The sequence below is a fragment of the Geodermatophilus sp. SYSU D00696 genome (assembly GCF_054050235.1).
This window is the reverse complement of the sequence record NZ_JBJGYY010000001.1, coordinates 245,327-266,067: the sequence shown is the minus strand read 5'-3', so window position 1 is coordinate 266,067 and position 20,741 is coordinate 245,327. Positions and strand designations below refer to the sequence as shown.

Annotated in this window: 25 protein-coding genes; 17 read left to right on the top strand and 8 right to left on the bottom strand. The window is 76.0% G+C overall.

Features of this window, described 5'->3' with window-relative positions; all coding sequences use genetic code 11:
- Nucleotides 1-32 precede the first annotated feature (32 nt).
- Nucleotides 33-1,043, top strand: coding sequence for a DNA topoisomerase IB (locus ACI79O_RS01255; protein WP_456886090.1), 1,011 nt, complete (start codon nucleotides 33-35; stop codon nucleotides 1,041-1,043).
- 67 nt (nucleotides 1,044-1,110) lie between these two features.
- Here the strand turns inward: ACI79O_RS01255 and ACI79O_RS01250 are convergent, their stop codons facing one another.
- Nucleotides 1,111-1,509 carry an STAS domain-containing protein gene (locus ACI79O_RS01250; RefSeq protein ID WP_456874149.1) on the bottom strand — a complete coding sequence of 133 codons (399 nt, stop codon included), beginning with the start codon at nucleotides 1,507-1,509 and terminating at the stop codon, nucleotides 1,111-1,113.
- A gap of 256 nt (nucleotides 1,510-1,765) precedes the next feature.
- On the bottom strand, nucleotides 1,766-2,302 hold the full coding sequence (locus ACI79O_RS01245) for a hypothetical protein (protein WP_456874148.1): 537 nt from the start codon (nucleotides 2,300-2,302) through the stop codon (nucleotides 1,766-1,768).
- Nucleotides 2,303-2,456: 154 nt separating this feature from the next.
- Here ACI79O_RS01245 and ACI79O_RS01240 point away from each other — a divergent pair, with 154 nt between their 5' ends.
- The 5 genes from ACI79O_RS01240 (at nucleotide 2,457) to purU (ending at nucleotide 7,065) form a co-directional block, all read left to right on the top strand.
- Complete coding sequence (locus ACI79O_RS01240) at nucleotides 2,457-3,074, top strand: DUF1360 domain-containing protein (protein WP_456886088.1); 618 nt, start codon at nucleotides 2,457-2,459, stop codon at nucleotides 3,072-3,074.
- A gap of 125 nt (nucleotides 3,075-3,199) precedes the next feature.
- A complete protein-coding gene (ku, locus tag ACI79O_RS01235) occupies nucleotides 3,200-4,186 on the top strand; it encodes a non-homologous end joining protein Ku (RefSeq protein ID WP_456886086.1) in 987 nt (328 codons plus the stop codon).
- Nucleotides 4,187-4,237: 51 nt separating this feature from the next.
- Nucleotides 4,238-5,185: a non-homologous end-joining DNA ligase gene (gene ligD, locus ACI79O_RS01230; protein WP_456886085.1), complete on the top strand. Its 948-nt coding sequence runs from the start codon at nucleotides 4,238-4,240 to the stop codon at nucleotides 5,183-5,185.
- A 24-nt stretch (nucleotides 5,186-5,209) separates the two neighbouring features.
- Complete coding sequence (gene ligD / locus ACI79O_RS01225) at nucleotides 5,210-6,130, top strand: non-homologous end-joining DNA ligase (RefSeq protein ID WP_456913155.1); 921 nt, start codon at nucleotides 5,210-5,212, stop codon at nucleotides 6,128-6,130.
- Nucleotides 6,131-6,180: 50 nt separating this feature from the next.
- Nucleotides 6,181-7,065, top strand: coding sequence for a formyltetrahydrofolate deformylase (purU, locus tag ACI79O_RS01220; RefSeq protein ID WP_456913154.1), 885 nt, complete (start codon nucleotides 6,181-6,183; stop codon nucleotides 7,063-7,065).
- 81 nt (nucleotides 7,066-7,146) lie between these two features.
- Here the strand turns inward: purU and pabB are convergent, their stop codons facing one another.
- From pabB to ACI79O_RS01205, 3 genes are all read right to left on the bottom strand, one after another.
- Nucleotides 7,147-8,895 (bottom strand): aminodeoxychorismate synthase component I, encoded by a 1,749-nt coding sequence (gene pabB, locus ACI79O_RS01215; RefSeq protein WP_456913153.1) that lies wholly within the window; start codon nucleotides 8,893-8,895, stop codon nucleotides 7,147-7,149.
- Nucleotides 8,892-9,842 carry a proteasome assembly chaperone family protein gene (locus ACI79O_RS01210; protein WP_456886080.1) on the bottom strand — a complete coding sequence of 317 codons (951 nt, stop codon included), beginning with the start codon at nucleotides 9,840-9,842 and terminating at the stop codon, nucleotides 8,892-8,894. The genes pabB and ACI79O_RS01210 overlap by 4 nt, the downstream gene beginning before the upstream one ends.
- Before the next feature lie 69 nt (nucleotides 9,843-9,911).
- Nucleotides 9,912-11,300, bottom strand: coding sequence for an AI-2E family transporter (locus tag ACI79O_RS01205; RefSeq protein WP_456913152.1), 1,389 nt, complete (start codon nucleotides 11,298-11,300; stop codon nucleotides 9,912-9,914).
- Between the two features lie 130 nt (nucleotides 11,301-11,430).
- Here ACI79O_RS01205 and ACI79O_RS01200 point away from each other — a divergent pair, with 130 nt between their 5' ends.
- The 10 genes from ACI79O_RS01200 (at nucleotide 11,431) to fabG (ending at nucleotide 17,594) form a co-directional block, all read left to right on the top strand.
- Nucleotides 11,431-11,700: a hypothetical protein gene (locus tag ACI79O_RS01200; RefSeq protein WP_456886076.1), complete on the top strand. Its 270-nt coding sequence runs from the start codon at nucleotides 11,431-11,433 to the stop codon at nucleotides 11,698-11,700.
- A gap of 68 nt (nucleotides 11,701-11,768) precedes the next feature.
- Nucleotides 11,769-12,230: a PPOX class F420-dependent oxidoreductase gene (locus tag ACI79O_RS01195; protein WP_456913151.1), complete on the top strand. Its 462-nt coding sequence runs from the start codon at nucleotides 11,769-11,771 to the stop codon at nucleotides 12,228-12,230.
- A 60-nt stretch (nucleotides 12,231-12,290) separates the two neighbouring features.
- Nucleotides 12,291-12,812 carry a hypothetical protein gene (locus ACI79O_RS01190; RefSeq protein ID WP_456886072.1) on the top strand — a complete coding sequence of 174 codons (522 nt, stop codon included), beginning with the start codon at nucleotides 12,291-12,293 and terminating at the stop codon, nucleotides 12,810-12,812.
- Nucleotides 12,813-12,898: 86 nt separating this feature from the next.
- Nucleotides 12,899-13,429 carry a hypothetical protein gene (locus ACI79O_RS01185; protein ID WP_456913150.1) on the top strand — a complete coding sequence of 177 codons (531 nt, stop codon included), beginning with the start codon at nucleotides 12,899-12,901 and terminating at the stop codon, nucleotides 13,427-13,429.
- Nucleotides 13,430-13,781: 352 nt separating this feature from the next.
- Nucleotides 13,782-13,940 (top strand): hypothetical protein, encoded by a 159-nt coding sequence (locus ACI79O_RS01180; protein WP_456886070.1) that lies wholly within the window; start codon nucleotides 13,782-13,784, stop codon nucleotides 13,938-13,940.
- A 103-nt stretch (nucleotides 13,941-14,043) separates the two neighbouring features.
- Complete coding sequence (locus ACI79O_RS01175; protein WP_456886068.1) at nucleotides 14,044-15,369, top strand: AI-2E family transporter; 1,326 nt, start codon at nucleotides 14,044-14,046, stop codon at nucleotides 15,367-15,369.
- Between the two features lie 86 nt (nucleotides 15,370-15,455).
- Entirely contained in the window at nucleotides 15,456-15,719 is a 264-nt protein-coding gene (locus tag ACI79O_RS01170) for a hypothetical protein (protein ID WP_456877837.1), read from the top strand.
- Entirely contained in the window at nucleotides 15,719-16,186 is a 468-nt protein-coding gene (locus ACI79O_RS01165; protein WP_456886255.1) for an AAA family ATPase, read from the top strand. Before ACI79O_RS01170 ends, ACI79O_RS01165 begins: the two co-directional genes overlap by 1 nt.
- Before the next feature lie 84 nt (nucleotides 16,187-16,270).
- Nucleotides 16,271-16,690, top strand: a complete 420-nt coding sequence (locus ACI79O_RS01160) for a DUF350 domain-containing protein (protein WP_456886066.1) — start codon at nucleotides 16,271-16,273, stop codon at nucleotides 16,688-16,690.
- Nucleotides 16,691-16,832: 142 nt separating this feature from the next.
- A complete protein-coding gene (fabG, locus tag ACI79O_RS01155; RefSeq protein ID WP_456913148.1) occupies nucleotides 16,833-17,594 on the top strand; it encodes a 3-oxoacyl-ACP reductase FabG in 762 nt (253 codons plus the stop codon).
- 58 nt (nucleotides 17,595-17,652) lie between these two features.
- Here the strand turns inward: fabG and ACI79O_RS01150 are convergent, their stop codons facing one another.
- Both ACI79O_RS01150 and ACI79O_RS01145 read right to left on the bottom strand, forming a co-directional pair.
- A complete protein-coding gene (locus tag ACI79O_RS01150; protein WP_456886062.1) occupies nucleotides 17,653-18,816 on the bottom strand; it encodes a cation:proton antiporter in 1,164 nt (387 codons plus the stop codon).
- 3 nt (nucleotides 18,817-18,819) lie between these two features.
- Complete coding sequence (locus ACI79O_RS01145; RefSeq protein WP_456886060.1) at nucleotides 18,820-19,314, bottom strand: cation:proton antiporter regulatory subunit; 495 nt, start codon at nucleotides 19,312-19,314, stop codon at nucleotides 18,820-18,822.
- A gap of 113 nt (nucleotides 19,315-19,427) precedes the next feature.
- Here ACI79O_RS01145 and ACI79O_RS01140 point away from each other — a divergent pair, with 113 nt between their 5' ends.
- Nucleotides 19,428-20,048: a GDSL-type esterase/lipase family protein gene (locus ACI79O_RS01140; RefSeq protein WP_456886058.1), complete on the top strand. Its 621-nt coding sequence runs from the start codon at nucleotides 19,428-19,430 to the stop codon at nucleotides 20,046-20,048.
- A gap of 7 nt (nucleotides 20,049-20,055) precedes the next feature.
- On the opposite strand, the gene ACI79O_RS01135 is transcribed toward ACI79O_RS01140, so the two are convergent.
- A complete protein-coding gene (locus tag ACI79O_RS01135; protein ID WP_456886056.1) occupies nucleotides 20,056-20,715 on the bottom strand; it encodes an NADPH-dependent F420 reductase in 660 nt (219 codons plus the stop codon).
- Between the last annotated feature and the right edge of the window lie 26 nt (nucleotides 20,716-20,741).

Sequence of the window (20,741 nt, the reverse complement as noted above, 5' to 3'; positions counted from 1 at the left end):
TACGGGCCGGTCCAGTTGCCCATCCACGGGGCGTGAGACTGCGGCGCAGCAACGTGCACGGCCCCGGCTGGACCCGGCGCCGCGCCGGGCGCGGCTTCGCCTACCGCGACGAGACCGGCGCGCTCATCCGCGACCCCGACCGGCTCGAGCGGATCAGGGGCATCGCCATCCCGCCGGCGTGGAAGGACGTCTGGATCTGCCCGTGGCCCAACGGCCACATCCAGGCCACCGGCCTCGACGCCGCGGGCCGGCGGCAGTACCGCTACCACGACGCGTGGCGCGCGCGGCGGGACGCGGAGAAGCACGAGCGGGTCCTCGCCATCGCCTCCGAGCTGCCCGACGTCCGCGAGCAGGTGGCCGCGGCGCTGCGCACCCGCGGGCTCAACCGCGAGCGGGTACTGGCCTGCGCGCTGCGGCTGCTGGACCTGGGCACCTTCCGCATCGGCAGCGAGGAGTACGCCGAGGAGAACGGCACGTACGGCCTGGCCACCCTGCGCCGGGAGCACGTCAGCGTGCGCGGTGAGCGGACGTTCTTCCGCTACACCGCCAAGGGCGGCATCGAGCGCGAGGTGGAGATCACCGACCGGCCGACGGCGACCGTCGTCCGGCACCTGCTCGACCGTCCCGACGACGCCGGCGACGAGCTGCTGGCCTACCAGCTCGACGACGGCAGCTGGCGCGACGTGACCAGCGACGAGATCAACGCCTACCTCAAGGAGGTCAGCGGCGCGGAGATCACCGCCAAGGACTTCCGGACCTGGAACGCGACGGTGCTGATGGCCGCCACGCTGGCCGAGCGCCCCTCACCGAGGACCAGGACCGAGCGGAACAAGACGATCCGCGACGCCTACGTGCGGGTGTCCGAGCACCTCGGCAACACCCCCGCGGTGTGCAAGGCCAGCTACGTCGACCCGCGGGTGGTCGACCGGTACGAGCACGGCGAGACCGTCGCCGAGGCGCTGGGCGAGCTGGAGCAGGCCGACGACACCCGCGAGGTCCAGAAGGTGCTCGAGCAGGCGGTCTGTCGCCTGCTGTCCGCGTAGCGGCCGACCCCGGGAACGCACGAGGCCCCGCCGGAGCGGGGCCTCGTGACGGGTGCTGCGGGGGAGGTCAGCGGGCGCTGCCGTCCACGATGGTGAACAGGTCGATCAGGCCGGTGACCTCCAGCGGGCGGGTGACCGCCCGGGTGGTGGCGATCAGGCGCAGGCCGACGTCGCGGGCGCGGGCCGACTTCTGGGTCTCGACGAGGACGGCCAGGCCGGCCGACCCCAGGAACTGGACGCCGGACAGGTCGATGACCAGCTCACGGGGCTGCTGCTCGAGCTGGGTGTCCAGCGAGGAGCGCAGCACCGGGGCGGTGAAGGTGTCGACTTCGCCGACGACCGTCACCGTGACCGCGCCGTCCTCACCCGTGGAGGTCGAGAGCGTGATCACGTCGTCGAAGGGTGCCTCCGTGCCCTCGGTGGACACGTCGGGCTGCCCCCCGGCGGGCAGGTCGGATGCGGTCACGGACGAAGCTCCTCTCAGCGGCCACGCCGAACGGTGCGGCCACCGGTCAATCTACCGCCGCGGACACGGGGAGTGGTGCAGCCCCCGGTGGGCGGTCGGTCGGGGAACGCGCCGGCCGGTGCCGCCGACGCGCGCGGCTGCCTGCTCAACCGCATTTACAACGTAGACAACCGGATGGTCGCACGCCAACCAGCCCGGCAGGACCCCCGGAGCGGGTGACCTGCCGGGCCGGGCGGTGAGCCGGGTGCGGGCCGGGTCAGGGATCCACGAGGTGGACGGCGGCCTCCTCGGGACCCTCGCCGCCGACCACCGGGTCGAGTGCCGCCTCGACGTCGTCGGCGGTGCGGTTGGTCCCGGAGTCGGTGTCCGGGGTGGTGTCGTAGTCCTGCTCGAGCTGCCCGATGCCGCGGGCGGGGTCCTCGGCGGGGCGGACGTCGGGGACGTCGTCGGCGATCTCCTCCTCCAGGCGCCCGGACAGCGACTTGCCCTGCTGCTGCTCGAAGGCGGTCGTGCCGAAGCCCACGGTCTCGTGGCTCTCGCGGTCGCCCGGCTCCGGCGCGAACTGCGGGTCCTCGGACCGCTGCATGGTGGGGAAGTCGTCCTGGGCGACGTCCGGGACGCCGTTGTCCTCGGGGAAGACGTCCCGGGCGGTCTGGCCCTCGGGGCCCGTGGCCCCGCTGTCGCCGCGGACGTCGTCGCGGGTCCCGGTGAGGCCCCGCTCGTCGTCGGGGAACTCCGCGTCGTTCTGCGTGGAGTGCAGCGCTCCGGTGGTGTCCGGCTCCGGATCGGTCATGGGTTCCTCCCTCTCGGGCCGCCGGACCGGGGTGCTCCGGCGGCGGACTGCCCTCCGCCTACCCGGGTGCCGCCGTCCCATGCGGGCCCGGGGTGTGCCCGACGGCGCACCGCGCGCGGCATGGCGCCCCCGGCGGCGGGGTAGCGCAGCCGGCATGGCGATCCAGGACGAGGTGGCGCGCATCGGGCAACCGGTCCGCCGCTGGGCGAGGGAGCAGGCGCGCGGCTACGACGGCGGCGAGGGCCGGCCGCTGGGCGGCTTCCTCGGCGCCATGAGCGTCTACAGCACCGCGGTGGCCGCCGGTGCCGCCGTCCTCCGCGCGTCCGGCCGGGAGCTGCCGGCGCGGATCCCCCTCGGCGACGCCGTCCTGCTCACCGTCGGCACCTTCCGGCTCGCCCGGCGGATCGCCAAGGACCCGGTGACCAGCCCGCTGCGCGCACCGTTCGCCCGCTTCCAGGGCGCCTCGGGCGAGGCCGAGCTCGCCGAGGACCTGCGCGTGGAGCACGGCTGGAAGCACGCGGTCGGCGAGCTGGTCACCTGCCCGTTCTGCCTCGCCCAGTGGGTGGGCACCGGGTTCGTGTTCGGCTACGTCGCCGCGCCCCGCGCCACCCGGCTGGCGGCCCTCACCATGACGATGGTGGCCGGCTCCGACGTCCTGCAGTTCGCCTACGACGCCCTGCAGAGCAGCGTCACCGGGGACGAGGACGGCCCCGGGAGCGGCGATCCGGGGCAGGATGACGACACGGCCGGCCGGCACGCCGAGCAGGCCTAGGAGGCATGCCCGCTTCCCCCGGGCGGAGGAGACCGTCGGCGGTCGCACTGCCGGGGCACCGGCCCGCACCTATCCTGCGGGCCGCGCCGCCCCGCGGTCGCGGAGCCCGGGGAAGGGGAGTGGACATGCGCTCGATCTGGCGCGGCGCGGTCTCGTTCGGCCTGGTCAGCATCGGGGTGAAGCTCTACTCGGCCACCGAGGACAAGGACGTCCGCTTCCACCAGGTGCACGCCGCCGACGGCGGCCGGGTCAAGTACAAGCGGGTCTGCTCGATCGACGGCGAGGAGATCGAGTACGCCGACATCGCCAAGGGCTACGAGCTGCCCGACGGCCAGTTGGTGATCCTCACCGACGAGGACCTCGCCGAGCTGCCGTTGGCCACCCGGCGCGAGATCGAGGTGCTGCAGTTCGTCGACCAGGGCGACATCGACCCGGTGCACTTCGAGAAGACCTACTACCTCGAGCCCGACGGCCCGGCGACCCGTCCCTACGTCCTGCTGCGCGACGCCCTGGAGAACACCGGCCGGGTGGCGATCACCAAGATCGCGCTGCGGCAGCGGGAGTCGCTGGCCGCGCTCCGGGTCCGCGACGGCGTCCTGGTGCTGCACACCATGCGCTGGCCCGACGAGATCCGCCGTCCCGACTTCGGCTTCCTCGACGACGACGTGTCGGTGCGGCCGCAGGAGCTGCAGATGGCCGAGGCGCTGATCGGGTCCATGGCCGGCGAGTTCGACCCGCACGAGTTCACCGACGACTACCGCGAGGCGATGACCGCCCTGCTGGAGGCCAAGCAGACCGGCGGCGAGGTGCAGCCGGTGCCCGAGACCGCCGACCCGGGCGCGGCCGTCGTCGACCTGATGAGCGCGCTGCGCCGCAGCGTCGAGCGGGCCCGCGGCGGAGCGGCCGACGAGGACGAGGCCCCCGCGGCGCAGACCCCGGCCCGGAAGGCTCCCGCGGCGAAGGCGCCGGCGAAGAAGACCGCGGCGAAGAAGGCGCCGGTGAGGAAGGCCGCGGCCGCCGCGGAGGAGGCGCCGGCCCGTCCGACCCGGGCGCGCAAGGTCACCGCGGCGAAGAAGGAGCCGGCCAAGCGCGCCCCGCGCCGCAGCGCCTGACCCGTGCGCCCCGCCCCGACGCCCGGGCCTCCGGTGCCGGTGCCGGCGCCGATGCTCGCCGTCGCGGGCGAGCTGCCGCCGCGCGCCCAGGACGGCCAGTGGGGCTACGAGTTCAAGTGGGACGGCGTGCGCGCGGTGGCCGCGGTGCGCGGGGGCCGGGTCGAGCTGTGGGCGCGCAGCGGCACGCTGGTCACCAACCGTTATCCCGAACTCAGCTCACTGCCGGTGGCGCTGCGGCGGGCCGACCTCGTCGTCGACGGCGAGGTGGTGGCCCTCGACCGGCTGGGCCGGCCCGACTTCGGGCTGCTGCAGGCGCGCATGCACCGCACCGGCGGGGCCGAGGTCGCCCGGATGGCCACTGCGGCCCCGGTCTCCTACCTGGTCTTCGACGTGCTCAGCGTCGAGGGCCGCAGCCTCCTCGACCTGCCCTACGAGCAGCGGCGCGAGCGGCTCGACGGCCTGGGCGCCGAGGGGCAGCGCTGGGTCGGCACTCCCTGGTTCCGCGGCGGCGGCGCCGACGTGCACGCCGCCAGCCGCGCCAACGGCCTCGAGGGCGTCGTCGCCAAGCGGCTGGACTCGCCCTACCGGCCCGGCGTCCGCGCGCCGGAGTGGCGCAAGGTCAAGCACCTGCGCATGCAGAGCGTCGTCGTCGGCGGGTGGCGGCCGGGCAAGGGGCGGCGCGCCGGGGGAGTGGGCTCGCTGCTGGTCGGCGTCCACGACGACGACGGCCGACTCGTCTACGCCGGGCACGTGGGCACCGGCTTCACCGACGCGGTGCTGCGCGAGCTCGGCGGGCTGCTGGTCCCGCGGCGCACGTCGCCGTTCGCCGACGCCCTGCCGCGCGAGGTCGCCCGCGACGCGCGCTGGACCGAACCCGTCCTCGTCGGGGAGGTCGCCTTCGCCGCGTGGACCGCCGACGGCCGGATGCGCCACCCCGCGTGGCGGGGGCTGCGCGAGGACCTCGACGTCGACGACGTCGTGGTCGAGTGGTCACCCTAGGCGCGGCGCGATGGGATGGGCGGCGTGAGCCGCCAGCGGGTGCGCGTCGAGGGCCGGCAGCTGTCGGTGTCCAACCTCGACAAGGTCCTCTTCCCCGAGGTCTCGTTCACCAAGGCCCAGGTCATCGACTACTACGTGCGCATCGCCCCGACGCTGCTGCCGCACCTGTCGGGGCGGCCGGTGACCTTCACCCGCTGGCCGGACGGCGTCGAGGGTCAGGCGTTCTTCGAGAAGAACAGCGCCCGGCACGCGCCGGACTGGGTGCGGAGGGTGACGATCCCGAGCCCGGGCAGCTCGAGGGACCGCGAGGTCCTGGAGATGGTGGTCCTGGAGACCGTCGCCGACCTCGCGTGGGCGGCCAACCTCGCCGCGCTGGAGCTGCACGTGCCGCAGTGGCAGGTGGGCAGCCGGCTGCAGCCGGCGCTGCCCGACCTGCTGGTGCTCGACCTCGACCCGGGCCCGGACGCCGGCATCGCCGAGTGCTGCGACGTCGCCGAGCGGCTGCGGGTGCGGCTGGTCGGCGACGGGCTGGACCCGGTGGTCAAGACCTCCGGCTCCAAGGGCATGCAGGTGTACGCGCCGATCCGGGTCACCGACCGCGAGCACCCCAGCCGCTACGCCAAGGCCCTGGCGCAGGAGCTGTCGGCCGAGACCCCCGACCGGGTCGTCTGGCGGATGGAGAAGGTGCTGCGGCCGGGAAAGGTGCTCGTCGACTGGAGCCAGAACAACCCGGCCAAGACGACGGTGGCGCCGTACTCGCTGCGCGCCCGGCCCGACGCCCCGGTCTCGACACCGGTCGGGTGGGACGAGGTGGACGCCGTCCGCGACGGCGCCGATCCCGCGGAGCTGCGGTTCCGCACCGACGAGGTGCTGGCGCGGGTCGAGGAGTACGGCGACCTGTTCGACGTCGCCGGCCGCACCCGGGCCCGGCTGCCCTCCCTCTGACGGGGGGAGCCCGGGCGGCAGGAGCGGCCGGTTCTGCGACCATCCCCACCGTGTCCGCCGCCCCCGTCGCCCACGCCGTGAACACCGCCGACACCGGCCGGCTGGTGGTCCGCTGCCCCGACCGCCCGGGCATCGTCGCGGTGCTCTCCCGGCTGCTGGCCGACGTCGGCGCGAACATCACCGAGTCCCAGCAGCACTCCTCGGACCCGACCGGCGGCGTGTTCACGCTGCGGCTGGAGTTCGTGCTGCCCGGCCTGTCGGCGCGGCGCACCCACCTGGAGGGCGCGCTGGAGCTCCTGGCGCAGCAGTGGCAGCTCACCTGGCGGCTCACCGAGGCGTCGCACCGGCCGCGGCTGGCGGTGTTCGTGTCGCGGACCGACCACGTCCTGCAGGAGCTGCTCTACCGGGTCCGGGCCGGGGACCTGCGGGCCGACATCGTCGCCGTCGTCTCCAACCACCCCGACCTCGAGCCGGTGGCGGCCGTCGCCGGGGTGCCCTTCCACCACGTGCCGGTGACGCCGGAGACCAAGGCGCAGGCCGAGGCCCGGGCGCTGGAGATCGTCGGCGACGTCGACCTGGTGGTGCTCGCCCGCTACATGCAGATCGTCTCGGCGGACTTCTGCAGCCGGTTCCCGGAGCGGCTGATCAACATCCACCACAGCTTCCTGCCGGCGTTCGTCGGCGCGAACCCCTACCAGGCGGCGCACGACCGCGGCGTGAAGCTGATCGGGGCGACCGCGCACTACGTGACCCCGGACCTCGACGCCGGGCCGATCATCGAGCAGGAGGTGGCCCGGGTCGACCACCGCGCCACCGTCGAGGACATGCGCCGGGTGGGCCGCTACGTCGAGCGGCAGGTGCTCGCCCAGGCCGTGACCTGGCACGTCGAGGACCGGGTGATCGTGGAGGGTGACCGCACCATCGTCTTCGCCTAACGCAGGACGGCCCTCGCCCCCCGCCCCTCGCAGGCTCGGGACGGGACCCTGCGAGGGGGCCCTCCCCACACGACTCCGGCTCTACACCAGGACGGCCGGGCGCCAGCCGCGCAGCGAGCTGACGACGGCGAGCGCCTCGGCGCGGCGCAGGTCGTCGGGGGTGAGGTCGCGCTCGCGCAGCCGGCCCTCCTCGACCAGCCGGCCGCGGGCCACCCCGGGCAGCAGCCCCGCCGACAGCGGCGGGGTCCACCAGGCGCCGTCGAGCCGGACGGCGAGGTTGGCGATCGTCGTCTCGGTGACGTGGCCGGCGGTGTTGGTGAGCACCACGTCGTCGGCGTCCGGGTGGCGGGCGGCGGCCGCGGTGTAGACGTCGCGGCGGGTGGTCTTGTGCCGCAGCCACGGCGAGGCCGGGTCGACCGGCTCGCCGTCGACCGCCAGCCGCACCGGCCCGGCGGGGGGCCCCGGCAGCGGCCGCGTCCCGACGTCGACCCGCCCGTCGGCGTGCAGCGCCAGCCGCAGCCGCGCGGCCGGGCCCGGTCCGGCGGCGGCGGCCAGCTCCCGGCGGATGGTCGCCTCGGGGAACGGGAAGCCCAGCTCGGCGGCGGAGCGGGCCAGCCGCGCCAGGTGCCGGTCGAGGTCGCGCACCGCGCCGTCGGCCCCGGCGGCCATCGTCTCCAGCAGCGCGAACGGCGCGGGACGCCGGTCGAGGATGGCGGCCTTGGCCAGCAGCTCAGCGTGCTCGGCCGCGGGGTCGGAGGACCAGGTGATGCCGCCGCCGGTGCCGTACTCGGCGGTGCCGGTCGCGCGGTCGACGGTCACCGTCCGGATGGCCACGCTGAACACCGCGCGGTCCCGGGACCCCGGCGGGGCGACCCAGCCGACCGCGCCGCAGTAGACCCCGCGCGGGCCGTCCTCGAGCTCCGCGACCAGCTCCATCGACCGCCGCTTGGGCGCGCCGGTGACCGAGCCGGAGGGGAACAGCGCCCGGAGGACGTCGACGAGCCCGGTGCCCGGCCGGGTGCGGGCGGTGACGTCGGAGGTCAGCTGCCACACCGTCTCGTACCGCTCGGCGGTGAACAGCGCGGGGACCTCGACGCTCCCGACCTCGGCCACCCGGCCCAGGTCGTTGCGCAGCAGGTCGACGATCATGAGGTTCTCGGCGCGCTCCTTGTCGCTGGCCAGCAGCCGGGCGCGGGCCGCCTCGTCCTCGGCAGGCGTGGCCCCGCGGGGTGCGGTCCCCTTCATCGGCCGGGTGAGCAGCTCCTCACCGGACCAGCGGAAGAACAGCTCGGGGCTGGCGGAGAGGACCGCGTGCCGGCCGAGGTCGAGGAAGGCGGCGTGCCGCCCGGCCTGGGCCCAGGCCAGGTCGGCGTAGAGCCGCCGGAGGTCGCCGGAGACCGGCGCGCGCATCCGCACGGTCAGGTTGAGCTGGTAGGTGTCGCCGGCGGCGATGTGCTCGCGCACCCGCTCGACGGCGGCGCGGTGACCGGCCTCGGTCCAGCAGCGGGTCCACCCGCCGACGGCGTGCCCCGGCCCGTCCGAGGGGACGACCACGGGGACCTCGAGCGGCCGGTCGGTCAGCCCGAAGACGGCCAGCGGCAGCGGGTCGCCGGCGGGCCGGGGCGCGACGGTCAGGCCCGGGTCGAGCCCGGTCGCGGCCTCGTAGGCGAGGTAGCCGAACGCCCAGCACCCCCCGGCGGTCTCCCGCTCGACCTCGGCGAGCACCGGGACGACGTCGTCCGGGGTGGTGGCGACCAGGACGCGGGAGGTCGCGGGGAAGGACAGCGCCGTCCCGCCGGCGAGGTCGTCGAACCGCCCCTCGGCCCTCACTCGCCGCGGCGGCGGTCCTGCTCGGCGAGGAACCGCTCGAACTCCGCGCCGAGCTCCTCGCCGCTGGGCACCTCGCCGACGGCGCCGAGCAGGGTGCTGTCCTCGCGGGCGGCGGTGAACTGGTCGTACTGCTGCTCGAGTGCCGCGACGACGGCGGTGTTGTCCGCCGACCGGGCGATCTGCTCGTCGACCTCCGTGCGGTGCTGCTGGGCCGCCTCGCGCAGGGTCTCGGTGGGCAGCAGCAGGCCGGTCAGCCGGCCGACGTGCTCGAGCAGGGTCAGCGTCGCCGCCGGGTAGGTGGCCTGCGCCAGGTAGTGCGGCACGTGCGCGGCCACGCCGAGCGCGTCGACGCCGGCCTCGCCCAGCCGCAGCTCGAGCAGGGCCGGGGCGCTGCCCGGGATGACCAGGTCGCCCCAGTACACGGGGTAGGTCTCGATCAGCGAGCGGCGGGTGGCGTGCGCGGTGACCGTCACCGGCCGCGTGTGCGGCACCGGCATCGGGATGGCCTGCATCGCCACCACCGAGGTGACGCCCAGGCCCTCGACCAGCCCGGCGACCGCCGCGACGAAGCCCTCCCACCGGTAGTCCGGCTCGGGCCCGTGCAGCAGCAGGAACGGCTCTCCGGAGTCGTCCTCCAGCGCGGAGACGACGATCTCCGGCGCGGTGAAGGACTGGTAGCGGTCGCCGGCGAAGGACATCCGCGGCCGGCGGGCGCGGTAGTCGACCAGCGCATCGGCGTCGAATCGCGCGACGGGGCGGTGCGGCAGGGTGGCCAGCAGGTGGGCGGCGGCGAGCGCGGCGGAGGACGCCGCGTCGAAGTCGCCGGAGAGGGCGTGCACCAGCACCAGGCCGCGCCGGTCCCCGGGCCCGGTCACCCCGGCCTCCCGGGTGAGGAACGGCTCGGCGTCGGGCAGCAGCTCGACGAGCTCCTCCGGTCGCTGCGCCACGGCGGCACCTCCTGCTGGTCGACGTCCGCAGGGGTCAGCGCCGGCGGGGGTGCCGGCATTCCCGCCCGGTCAGCGCCCGGCGCTCCCGGGAGCCGGGTCGCGGGTGAGGACGGCGCCGTCGTCGTCGCCGGCGACGCGGGCCCGCGTGCCGTCGCCGGCCACCTCGGGGTGGCGGCCGTCGAGGGCGTCGCGGGTGTAGCGGTAGACGACGGCGATCAGCGCGGCCACCGGGACCCCGAGGAAGGCGCCGATGATCCCGGCCAGGCTGCCGCCGGCGGTCACGGCGAGGATGACCACCGCGGCGTGCAGGTTGAACCCGCGGCCCTGGATGATCGGCTGCAGCACGTTGCCCTCGATCTGCTGCACGACCAGCACGATGCCGAAGACGATCAGCGCGACGGTGAGGCCCTCGTCGACCAGCGCGATCAGCACGGCGAAGGCGCCGGCCACGAAGGCGCCGATGATCGGGATGAAGGCGCCGAAGAACGTCAGCACCGCCAGCGGGATGACCAGCGGCACGTCGAGGATCCACAGGCCCAGGCCGATGAAGAACGCGTCGATGAAGCCGACCAGCGCCTGCTGCTTGATGAACTCCGACAGCGTCGTCCAGGTCTTCTGCGACAGCGCGGTCACGTGCGGCGCGGCGCGCGGGCCGGTCTGGGCCGCCAGCCACGGCACCCAGCGGGGGCCGTCCTTGATGAAGAAGAACGCCAGCACCAGCGCGAGCACGAGGTTGAGCAGGCCGTTGCCGACGGCCGTGGCGCCGGTGGCGGCGTAGCCGGCGATGTTCGAGGCGTTGGACTGCACGGAGTTGATCGCCTGGTCGACGTACTGGCCGAGCTGGTCCTCGTCGATGTCGAGCGGCGGCCCCTGCAGCCACTGCTGGACCTGCTGCAGACCGCTGGCGAACTGGTCGGCGAGCTCGGTGACCTGGTCGGCCACCTGCGGTGCGATGACGGCGATCAGGCCGCCGATCAGGGCCAGGAACAGCAGCAGGACGACCGCGGCGGCCAGGGCGGGCGGCCAGCGGTGCCGGCGCAGGAACCGGGTCGGCGGCCACAGCACGGTGGCGAAGAGCAGACCGAGGATGACCGGCAGCAGGATCACCCACAGCCGGCCCAGCACCCAGAACAGGACGACGACCGCGCCGCTGATGAGCAGCAGCTGCGCCGAGGCGATGGCCAGCGTGCTCATCGCCGACACCGCCCGCTCGCCGCGCTTCCACGCGGGGGCCGGGGCCACGGTGGCCTCGTGGTCGGCCGACCGCGGGTCGCCCTCCCCGCCCTCGCCGGTGAGCGAGGGGGCCGGGCCGGGACCCTGCGCCGGGTCCTGCGCCGGGTCCTGCGCTCGGCCCGGGCCGGCCGGGGACGCCCCGGAGGCGGCCGAGGCCCCGGCCGGGGGCGCGGCGCCACCGGCGGACGGCGGCGCGTCCGGGCGTCCGGGCAGGCGGAACCTCATGGGGAGATCGCACCACAGATCAGCGGTCCGCACCGCACGGGAGCAGGCCGGCGGGCCGGGTCAGGACCCGCGCGACGGGGTAGGGGGGTGGCTCCGGGGAACCCGCCCCGGGACGTCCGAGAGGTAAGCCATGCCCGAGGTCCCGCAGCCGGTCACCGACGACAGCATCAAGGTGCGACAGCTGTCGCACTACCAGTTCAGCTGGGTCGCCGGGGAGCCCGGCGAGCCCGGCACCTACACCCTGCAGCTGGTCCTCGACCAGGGCGCGTGGGAGGAGGTCCTGACGCTCGACCCGGACGACGCCGACAACCTGCAGGACCTGCTCGCCGACAACGACACCGTGCACTACGACGTCGGCCGGCGGGTGCTCATGTTCGGCGTGAAGAAGGCCGGGGACTGAGGGTCCGTCAGCCCACCGGCGGCACGGCCCCGGCGCCGGCGGACGGGGGCGCCGCTAGCGTCGGGGTCGTGCCGAGGACCGCGACCGCCGACCGTGTCGACCGTGCTGCCCTGCTCGACTTCCTCCGCCTGCGCCACCGGGCGGTGCTGCTCACCCGCCGGCGCGAGGGCGTCCAGCTCTCGCCGGTGACCTACGGCGTCGACGCCGAGGGCCGGGTCGTCGTGTCCACCTATCCGCAGCGGGCCAAGGTGCGCAACGCCCGCCGCGACCCCGCCGTCTCGCTGTGCGCGCTGTCCGACGAGTTCGACGACGCGTGGGTGCAGGTCGACGGGCACGCCGAGGTGCTCGACCTGCCCGAGGCGCTCGAGCCCCTCGTCGAGTACTTCCGCTCGATCAGCGGGGAGCACCCCGACTGGGCGGAGTACCGCGCGGCGATGGCCCGGCAGGGCAAGTGCCTGCTGCGGATCACGATCGAGTCCTGGGGACCGGTGGCCACCGGCGGCTTCCCGCCGGAGCTCGCCCGGGACTAGCGGCGCGCCGGGCAAGCCCAGGAGCTTGCCCCGCCCGGCGGGAGCCGCGACGCTGCCCGCGTGCCCCTGGCCCTCGCCTGCGCGCCGCTGACCGCGGGCGCCGCCGGGCCGCCGGAGGTCCTGGGACCCGGCGCCCGCCCGCTGGGGGAGGGCTGGACCGCCGCCGTCGCGGACGCCGCGGCCGCCGTCGACGCGGTCGTGGCCCTGGTGCGCGCCGGCGGCTGGCGGATCGGGATCGGTGCCGCTCCGGCCGACGACGCGCCGGTCGCGCTCGCCGCCCGGCGGGCGCTCGAGGCGGCCTCCCGGCGGCCGGTCCGGCTGGCCGTGCGCGGCGCCGACCCCGAGGCCGCGGCCGACGCGCAGGCGGTGCTCACCGCACTGGCGGTCCTGCTCACCCGGCGCAGCCCCGCGGCCTGGGCCGCGGTCGACCTCGTGGCCGGCGGCGCCACCCGGGGAGCGGCCGCCGCGGCGCTGGGCGTCTCCCGGCAGGCCGTGGCGCAGCGGCTGGCCGCCGGCGGCCTCGACCTCGAGCGCGAGTTGCGGCCCGCCGCCGCCCGGCTGCTCGCCCGCGCCGCGGTCTGACCGCCCGCACGGGGGACGCCGCCGCGCGCGCCGCGGCGGCGGTCGGCGAGGATGAAGCGTCCGGAACGCCCCCGAGGAGGCCCGCCGTGCCCGAGCCCCAGCGCAACGCCGAGCTCCTCGGCATCTACCTCAACGACCACCTGGCCGCGGCCACCGGCGGCATCGAGCTGGTCGGCCGCATGATCGGCGTCCACCGCGGCAGCCGCTGGCAGCAGCCGCTCGAGCAGCTGCGCGGTGAGCTGTTCGAGGAGCGCGCGTCGCTGCTGCGGGTGGCGACCGCCCTGGGCGTGCCGGTGCGGCAGTACAAGCAGCTCGGCGTGTGGGTCGCCGAGAAGGTGACCCGCGCCAAGCTCAACGGGCGGCTGCTGTCCCGCTCGCCGCTGTCGGACCTCGTCGAGTTCGAGTTCCTGGCCTCGGCGGTGCGCGCCAAGCGCAGCGGCTTCGAGACCCTGCGGATCGTCAGCGAGGTCGACGGCCGGCTCGACCGCGCCGAGCTCGACCGCCTCATCGACCAGGCCCACCACCAGTACGAGTGGCTCACCGACGCCCGCCGCGAGGTGGCCGCGGGCGTCTTCGGCGGGCGGCCGGAGGCCGCGGTCCCCAGCGACGCCGACTGACCGCCGGAGACCGGCGCGACGACGGCAGGTGCCACGACCCCGGGGCCCGGCCACCCGCACCGCCGCGGAGCACGCCGGCCGGGGTCGACGCCGAGCCCGCCGCCGCGGTCGCCGAGCTGCGCCGACGCACCCGCCCGGACCTGCCGGTGGTCACCGTCGGGTCCTGCTTCGGCGGCAGCCACTCGTGGCGGCAGTCCGGCGGCGACCTCGACGTCGCCGCCGGCGTGGGCTCCTACGGCCGGCCGGTCCTGGTGGGCGACGCCGCGTCCCGCGCCTCCCGCCCGACGCTGCTGCTGGTCGCCGGCGCCGGCGCGGTCGCCCCGGCGGCCGACAGCTCGCGCTCGCCGCGACGATGCCCGCCGCCGGGGCCGAGGTGGAGACCGCGGTCTACGACGGCGCGCCGCACTCGTTCTCCGACCGGGCCGCGGCCGAGTGGCAGGAGGCGTGCCGGGACACCTGGCGGCGCGTCCTCGCGCTGGCCGACCGGGTCGGCCCCGCCGCGCGGGGGTGAGCGCGGCCGGCGCGCGACACCCTCCGACGCCCGTCCCGGCGTCCGGTGTGCGCCGTGACACCCTGGGCACCCGCAGGGGCGCCGGACGGGGGAAGGGAGCTGCATGGCCACGCGGCAGCACGTGCCCGGCCCGGGTCCGGGGAGGGCACGGACCGGGGGCACCCCGGTGCCGCCGGCCGACGCGGAGGCCGCCGACGCGGAGGCCGCCGACGCGGCCGCGCCGGCCGACGCCCCGGCTCCCGACGTCGAGGTGCCCCCGGCCGGCGCCGGGCCGGCCGCAGCCCCGGCGCCGACCGGCGGGCTGCCCCGCTGGCTGGTGCTGCTCGTCGGCGCCGCGGCCGCCACCATCGCCGTCGCCGGAGTGCGGGAGATCGCCTGGCTCGTCGCGCCGGTGCTGCTGGCGCTGGTGGTCGTCGTCGCGCTGATGCCGGTGCAGCGCTGGCTGCTGCGCCACGGGGTGCCGCGCTGGGCCGCGGCCACCGTCCTGCTCCTGCTCGTCTGGGGCGTCCTGCTCGGGCTGGGATCGCTGCTGGTGGTGGCGATCGCGCAGTTCGCCGTCCTCCTGCCGGACTACGCCCCGCAGTTCGCCGTGCTGCTCGACGACACGGTGCGGCGGCTGGACGAGGCGGGGCTGTCCTCGACGCAGATCCAGGACCTCGTCGACCGGTTCGACTACGGCCAGCTCGTGGGCCTGGCCACCGGCCTGCTCGCCCGGGTCACCGACACGGCCAGCACCCTGGTGCTGCTGCTCTCGGCGATGGTCTTCCTCGCCATCGAGTCCGGCGGGTTCGGCCGCCGGCTGGCGCTGGTGGCCGAGGAGCGGCCGCACCTGCCCATCGCGCTGGGCCTGTTCGCCCGCGGGACCCGGTCCTACCTGCTGGTGAGCACCGTGTTCGGCGCGATCGTCGCGGTCGGCGACACGATCGCGCTGGCCGTCCTCGACGTGCCGATGCCGGTGCTGTGGGGGCTGCTGTCGTTCATCACCAACTACGTGCCCAACATCGGGTTCGTCCTCGGGGTGATCCCGCCGGCGCTGCTGGGCCTGCTCGACGGCGGCTGGCCCGAGTTCTGGATCATCCTGGGCGTCTACGCGCTGCTGAACTTCGTCGTCCAGACGCTGGTCCAGCCCCGCTTCGTCGGTGACTCGGTCGGCCTGTCGATGACGGTCACCTTCCTCGCCCTGCTGTTCTGGGGCTGGGTGCTCGGGGCGCTGGGGGCGCTGCTGGCCATCCCGCTCACCCTGCTGGTCAAGGCCCTGCTGGTCGACGTCGACCCGCGCGGGCACTGGCTCGACGCGCTGCTGCGGGAGGAGCCCAGGGCGCCGCGGACCAGCCGCGCCCGCCAGCGCGCGCAGGCCCGGCGGGCGGCGCTGGCGTCGGTCCGGACGCTGCACCCGCACTGGCCCGGACGGCGCGGACACCCGGACTGACCAGCCCTTTCCCGGAATGTCAGGGGTCTGCGGGACGTTGTCCACACGTCGGGCGGAGTGTCCGGCGAGACCCCGAGGAGGACCCTGTGAAGGGTGATCGTGTCGAGGTCGTCATCGACGCCGGTGGCGGCACCCGCACCTACGAGATCGAGGCCACCCGGGCCGGACGGCGGGTCGACGTGACCCACGGCCGCGGCCTGGTGGAGGTCACCGAGACCACCCGCGGCGGCACGCCCGTGCGCACCGCGCGGTTCATGTCCGGGCGCGTGCTCGCGCTCGTCGAGCACCCGGCGGCCCGTCCCGGGCTCGACGACGACGAGCCGGTGACCCCGCTGCGCCGCACCGCGTGATGGAGGACCCCGCTGCCCCGACCGGCGACCGGGAGCTGGTCGTGCTGGTGGGGCTGCAGGGGGCGGGCAAGTCCACGTACGTGCAGGAGCACCTGGTGGCGACGCACGCGGTGGTCAGCAAGGACCACTGGCCGCGGGCGCGGCGGCGGGAGGCGCGGCAGCAGCGGGTGGTGGCCGAGCTGCTCGCCGCCGGGCGCAGCGTCGTCGTCGACAACACCAACCCGTCCCCGGCCGAGCGCGTCGCCCTGGTGGCGGCGGCCCGCACCGCCGGCGTCCCCGTGCGGGCCGTCTGGCTGGACACCCCGCTCGAGACCTGCCTGGCCCGCAACGACGCCCGCGAGGGGCGGTCGCGGGTCCCCCTGGTCGGGGTGCACGCCACCCGCGCCCGGCTGGTCCCGCCGTCGGCGGCGGAGGGGTTCGACCGGGTCGACGTCGTCCGGGCCGACGGGACACGGGCCGCCGGCTGAGGCCCGCCGTGCGCGGGCCGGGGGAGCGGTGCGGTAGACCTTGACGGCCGTCCGCCCCGTCGTCCGTCCCCGGAGGTCCCGCCCGTGCTGGCCAGCATCGGCTACGCCGTCGCCTACACCGCCGTCGGCCTCGTGCTGCTGGCCGTGGGCTACCTCGTCCTCGACCTGCTCACCCCCGGCCACCTCGGCCGGCACATCTACGAGGACAGGTCGGTGAGCGCGGGGGTCGTCCTCGCCGCCGGGTTCCTCGCCCAGGGCGCCATCACCTTCACCACCATCTGGACCAACGCCACCGCCGGGTTCGGCCAGGCGCTGCTCTACACCGTGGTGTTCGGCCTGCTCGGCGTGGTCCTGCAGGCGATCGCCTTCGTCGGCCTGGACCTCATCACCCCGGGGAGGCTCGGGCACCTGGTCACCGAGGTCGGCCTGCACCCCGCGGCCCTCGTCAGCGGCGCCGCGCAGCTGTCGGTCGCCGCGATCATCGTCGCCTCGATCTGGCCCTGACACGCCGCCGGACCGCCGTCGGGAGCGCCTCGCGCCCGACGTAACGTGTCCGGCGCAGCGTGGGCCACCCCCCGGTGGGGGCCGGTGGCCCCCACGAGGACGGCCGGCACCGACGCCGCCGCCACCAGCGAGAGGAACTGCAATGAGCGAGGGGACCCCCCGCGTCGCCATCGTGACCGGCGCGGCGCGCGGCATCGGCGCCGCGACCGCCAAGCGGCTGGCCGCCGACGGCTTCGCCGTGGCCGTGCTCGACCTCGACGAGGCGGCCACCAAGGACACCGTCCAGGAGATCGAGGCCGCCGGTGGCCGGGCGCTGGGCGTCGGTGCCGACGTCAGCGACGCCGAGCAGGTGCAGACCGCCGTCGACCGCGTCGCCGCCGAGCTCGGTGCCCCCGTCGTGCTGGTGAACAACGCCGGCGTCACCCGCGACAACATGCTGTTCAAGATGACCGAGGTCGACTGGGACGTCGTCATGAACGTGCACCTGCGGGGCTCGTTCCTCATGACCCGCGCGTGCCAGAAGTACATGGTCGACGCGAAGTGGGGCCGGGTCGTGAACCTGTCGTCGACCTCGGCGCTGGGCAACCGCGGCCAGGCCAACTACTCGACGGCCAAGGCCGGTCTGCAGGGCTTCACCAAGACCCTCGCCATCGAGCTCGGCAAGTTCGGCGTCACCGCCAACGCCATCGCCCCCGGCTTCATCCAGACCGAGATGACCAAGGCCACCGCCGAGCGCATGGGCATCGGGTTCGACGACTTCATCGCCTACGCCGCCAAGGAGATCCCGGTGCAGCGCGTGGGCCAGCCCGAGGACATCGCCCACCTGGTGTCCTTCTTCGTCAGCGAGGGCGCCGGCTTCGTCTCCGGCCAGGTCGTCTACGCCGCGGGCGGCCCCAAGGCCTAGCTGTCACCGGGCCCGGCCGGGAGGACTCCCGGCCGGGCCCGTCGCGTCGGGGTGCCCCTCAGGCGGCCGCCGGGCGCTCCGGACGCGCCGGCCGGGGCTCGACCAGCCGGGTCAGCAGCGGACCGGCGACGGCGAGCAGCAGCACGTACGCGGTGGCCAGCGGGCCGAGTTCGGCCACACCCGCCGCCACGGCCAGGCCGGCGATCACCACCGAGAACTCCCCACGGGCGACCAGTGCGGTCCCGGCCCGCCAGCGACCGGGGACCGCGACGCCGTCCCGGCGGGCGGCGTACCACCCCGTCGCGATCTTGGTCGCCGCGGTCACACCGCCCAGCAGCAGCGCGGCCGGGAGGACCGGGACGACGTCGGCCGGGTCGGTGGCCAGCCCGAAGGCCACGAAGAAGGTGGCCGCGAACAGGTCGCGCAGCGGCGTCAGGATCCGCCGCACCCGCTCCGCGAAGGGCGAGGGCAGGGCCAGCCCGACGAGGAAGGCGCCGACGGCGGCCGAGACGCCCAGCGCCTGGGCCGCGCCGGCAACCAGCAGGGTCAGCCCGACCAGGCGCAGCAGCACCTGCTCGTCGTCGGGCGAGGACAGCAGCCGCCCGAGGTGGTGCCCGTGCCGCCGGGCGGCGGCCAGGACCAGCACGACCGTGCCGGCCGCCAGCGCCAGGCCGCCAGCGGCCGCCACCGGGCCGCCCCCGGCCAGGGCCACCGCCAGCAGCGGCAGGACCAGCGCCATCGCGAGGTCCTCGAGGACCAGCACCGACAGCACGGCCGGCGTCTCGCGGTTGGCCAGCCGGCCCAGATCGGCCAGCAGCCGCGCCACGATGCCCGAGGACGAGATGTAGGTGATGCCCGCCAGGGCGAGCGCCCCCTCCCACGGCAGGCCCAGGAGCAGGCCGGCCACCAGCCCGGGCGGCGCGTTGAGCAGCAGGTCCACGAGGCCGGAGCGGCCGTGGTGGCGCAGCGAGGCGAACAGCTCGTCCGGGGAGAACTCCAGGCCCAGGGCGAGCAGCAGCAGGACCACGCCGATCTCGGCCGCGGCCTCGATGAACGGCGTGGCCGTCGTCAACGGGACGATGCCGCCCTCGCCGACGGCCAGGGCGGCCACGAGCACGAACGGGATCGGGGAGAGGTCCAGCCGGCGGGCCAGCAGACCGAGGGCGGCCAGGCCGAGGAAGAGCAGCCCCAGCTCGACCAGCAGCGCCTCGGTGCCGTGCACTCCTCAGGCCCGGGTGTCGCCGTCGAGCCGGGCGGCCAGCTGCCCGAGGCCGGCGGCCGACCCGATGGCGACCAGGACGTCGCCCGCGTGCAGCACGTCCGCGGGCCCGGGCGAGGTGACGACGTCGCTCTCGCGGACCAGGGCGACGACCGAGCAGCCGGTCAGCGTGCGGGCGCGGGTCTCGCCCAGCGGGCGGTTCTCGAAGGGCGACCCGGGCCGCACCGTGAAGCGGCCGGACTCGAGCCCCGGGACCTCCCGGGACAGGTCCACGAAGCGCTGCGTCAGGCGGGGGGCGCCGAGCAGCTCGGCGAGGACCCCGGTCTCGTCCGCGTCGAGCCGGATGACGCCGCGGGTGCGGTCGGGGTCGCGACGGTCGTAGACGGAGACTTCGATGCCGCCCTCCCGCTGCACGACGACGGCGAGGCGGTCACCGGCGCGCGTCGTGAGTCCGTAGCGCACGCCGATGCCGGGCAGCAGGGTCTCCTCGAGTTCCACCACGCGGGCATCCTGGCAGCCGCGAGGGCCTCTGCGGCCGGGGTCGGGTGGCGCGGGTCACGGCCGGTCGTGGGACCGGCGGGCAGAGCGTCCGGGCTGCCGGCGTTGTACCCGGCGTGACCGCTCCCCTCCGCCTCGTCGTCCTCGGTGACTCGATCGGCTTCGGCACCGGGGCCGCCCGCGTCGAGGACGGCCTCGGCCCGCGCCTGGCGCGGGCGCTGCGCGACGAGGGCATCGCCACCGACCTCACCGTCCTCGCCGTCCCGGGCGCGGTCTCCCGCGACCTCGCCGCCCAGGTGCGCCGGGCCGCGCCGCTCGGCGCCGACCTCGCGGTCGTGGTGATCGGCGCGAACGACCTCGCCCGGTTCGTGCCGGTCGACGCGGCCACCGCCGCGCTCGGCGCCGCCGTGGCCGACCTGCGCGCCGCCGGTACCGACGTCGTGGTCGTGCCGGCGCCGGACATGTCGAGCGTGCCGTTCGTCCCGCCGGCGTTCCGGCCCGCCGTGCAGGCCGCGTGCGCGGTGCTGCAGCAGCGCCAGGCCGCCGTCGCCCGGGCGCACGGCGCCGTCGTCGCGCCGGTGGCCGCCGAGGTCGGCCGGGCCTTCACCGCCGACCCGGCGATGTTCTCCGCCGACCGGTTCCACCCGTCCTCGGCCGGCTACGCCCGGATCGCCGCCGCGCTGGCACCGGCCCTGCTCGCCGCCGCCCGCGACCGCCTGGCGCGCCGCGCCGCTTAGGCCGCGCTCACGCGGTCCGGGCGGCCTCCGCTGTCGCCCGGCGCATGCCGGTGGCGTCGAGGTCGGGGCCGTAGCCGGGGGTACCGGGCTGCACGCGCCAGCCCTCGGCCAGCGGGCCGAGGTCGACCACGTCGAAGCCGAGGTCGTCGATGAGCGAGGCGGCCGCCTCCCGGGCCGAGGCGTCGTCCCCGGCGATGGCGACGGCCCGCCGGTTCGGCGTGCCGGGCACGCTGCGCCGGGCGGTGATGTGCGCGGCGAGGACGTGGTTGAAGGCCTTGACCACCCGCGACGTGGGCAGGTGCGCCTGCAGCAGCTCCGAGCTGGTCGTGGACCCGTCGTCCAGCTCGGCGACGTGCCCGTCGCGCTCCGGGTAGTAGTTGTTGGTGTCGAGCACGACCTTGCCCACCAGCGGCTCGACCGGGATGTCCCCGATCGCCCTGAGCGGCACGGTCACCACCACCAGGTCGCCGGCGGTCCCGGCCTCGGCCGCGGTCGCCGCCCGCACCGAGCCCCGCCGGGACGGCCGCGCCCCGATGGACTGCACCAGGTCGCTCAGCGTCTCGGGACCGCGGGAGTTGGCGAGCACGACGTCGTAGCCCGCGTCGGTGGCCGCCTGGGCGAGCGCCGTGCCGATGTGGCCGGCGCCGATGATGCCGATGGTCGTCATGCCCGGCCGCAACGCCGCCGGCCGCC

Bases quoted from the DNA above. Each gene is read 5' to 3' on its own strand.
- ACI79O_RS01175 (WP_456886068.1), top strand. From the start codon at position 14,044: ATGGCCACGCGGCAGCACGTGCCCGGCCCGGGTCCGGGGAGGGCACGG.
- ACI79O_RS01240 (WP_456886088.1), top strand. From the start codon at position 2,457: ATGGCGATCCAGGACGAGGTGGCGCGCATCGGGCAACCGGTCCGCCGC.
- fabG (WP_456913148.1), top strand. From the start codon at position 16,833: ATGAGCGAGGGGACCCCCCGCGTCGCCATCGTGACCGGCGCGGCGCGC.
- ACI79O_RS01135 (WP_456886056.1), bottom strand. From the start codon at position 20,715: ATGACGACCATCGGCATCATCGGCGCCGGCCACATCGGCACGGCGCTC.
- ACI79O_RS01205 (WP_456913152.1), bottom strand. From the start codon at position 11,300: ATGAGGTTCCGCCTGCCCGGACGCCCGGACGCGCCGCCGTCCGCCGGT.
- ACI79O_RS01180 (WP_456886070.1), top strand. From the start codon at position 13,782: ATGCCCGCCGCCGGGGCCGAGGTGGAGACCGCGGTCTACGACGGCGCG.
- ACI79O_RS01245 (WP_456874148.1), bottom strand. From the start codon at position 2,302: ATGACCGATCCGGAGCCGGACACCACCGGAGCGCTGCACTCCACGCAG.
- ligD (WP_456886085.1), top strand. From the start codon at position 4,238: ATGCTCGCCGTCGCGGGCGAGCTGCCGCCGCGCGCCCAGGACGGCCAG.
- ACI79O_RS01165 (WP_456886255.1), top strand. From the start codon at position 15,719: ATGGAGGACCCCGCTGCCCCGACCGGCGACCGGGAGCTGGTCGTGCTG.
- ACI79O_RS01200 (WP_456886076.1), top strand. From the start codon at position 11,431: ATGCCCGAGGTCCCGCAGCCGGTCACCGACGACAGCATCAAGGTGCGA.
- ku (WP_456886086.1), top strand. From the start codon at position 3,200: ATGCGCTCGATCTGGCGCGGCGCGGTCTCGTTCGGCCTGGTCAGCATC.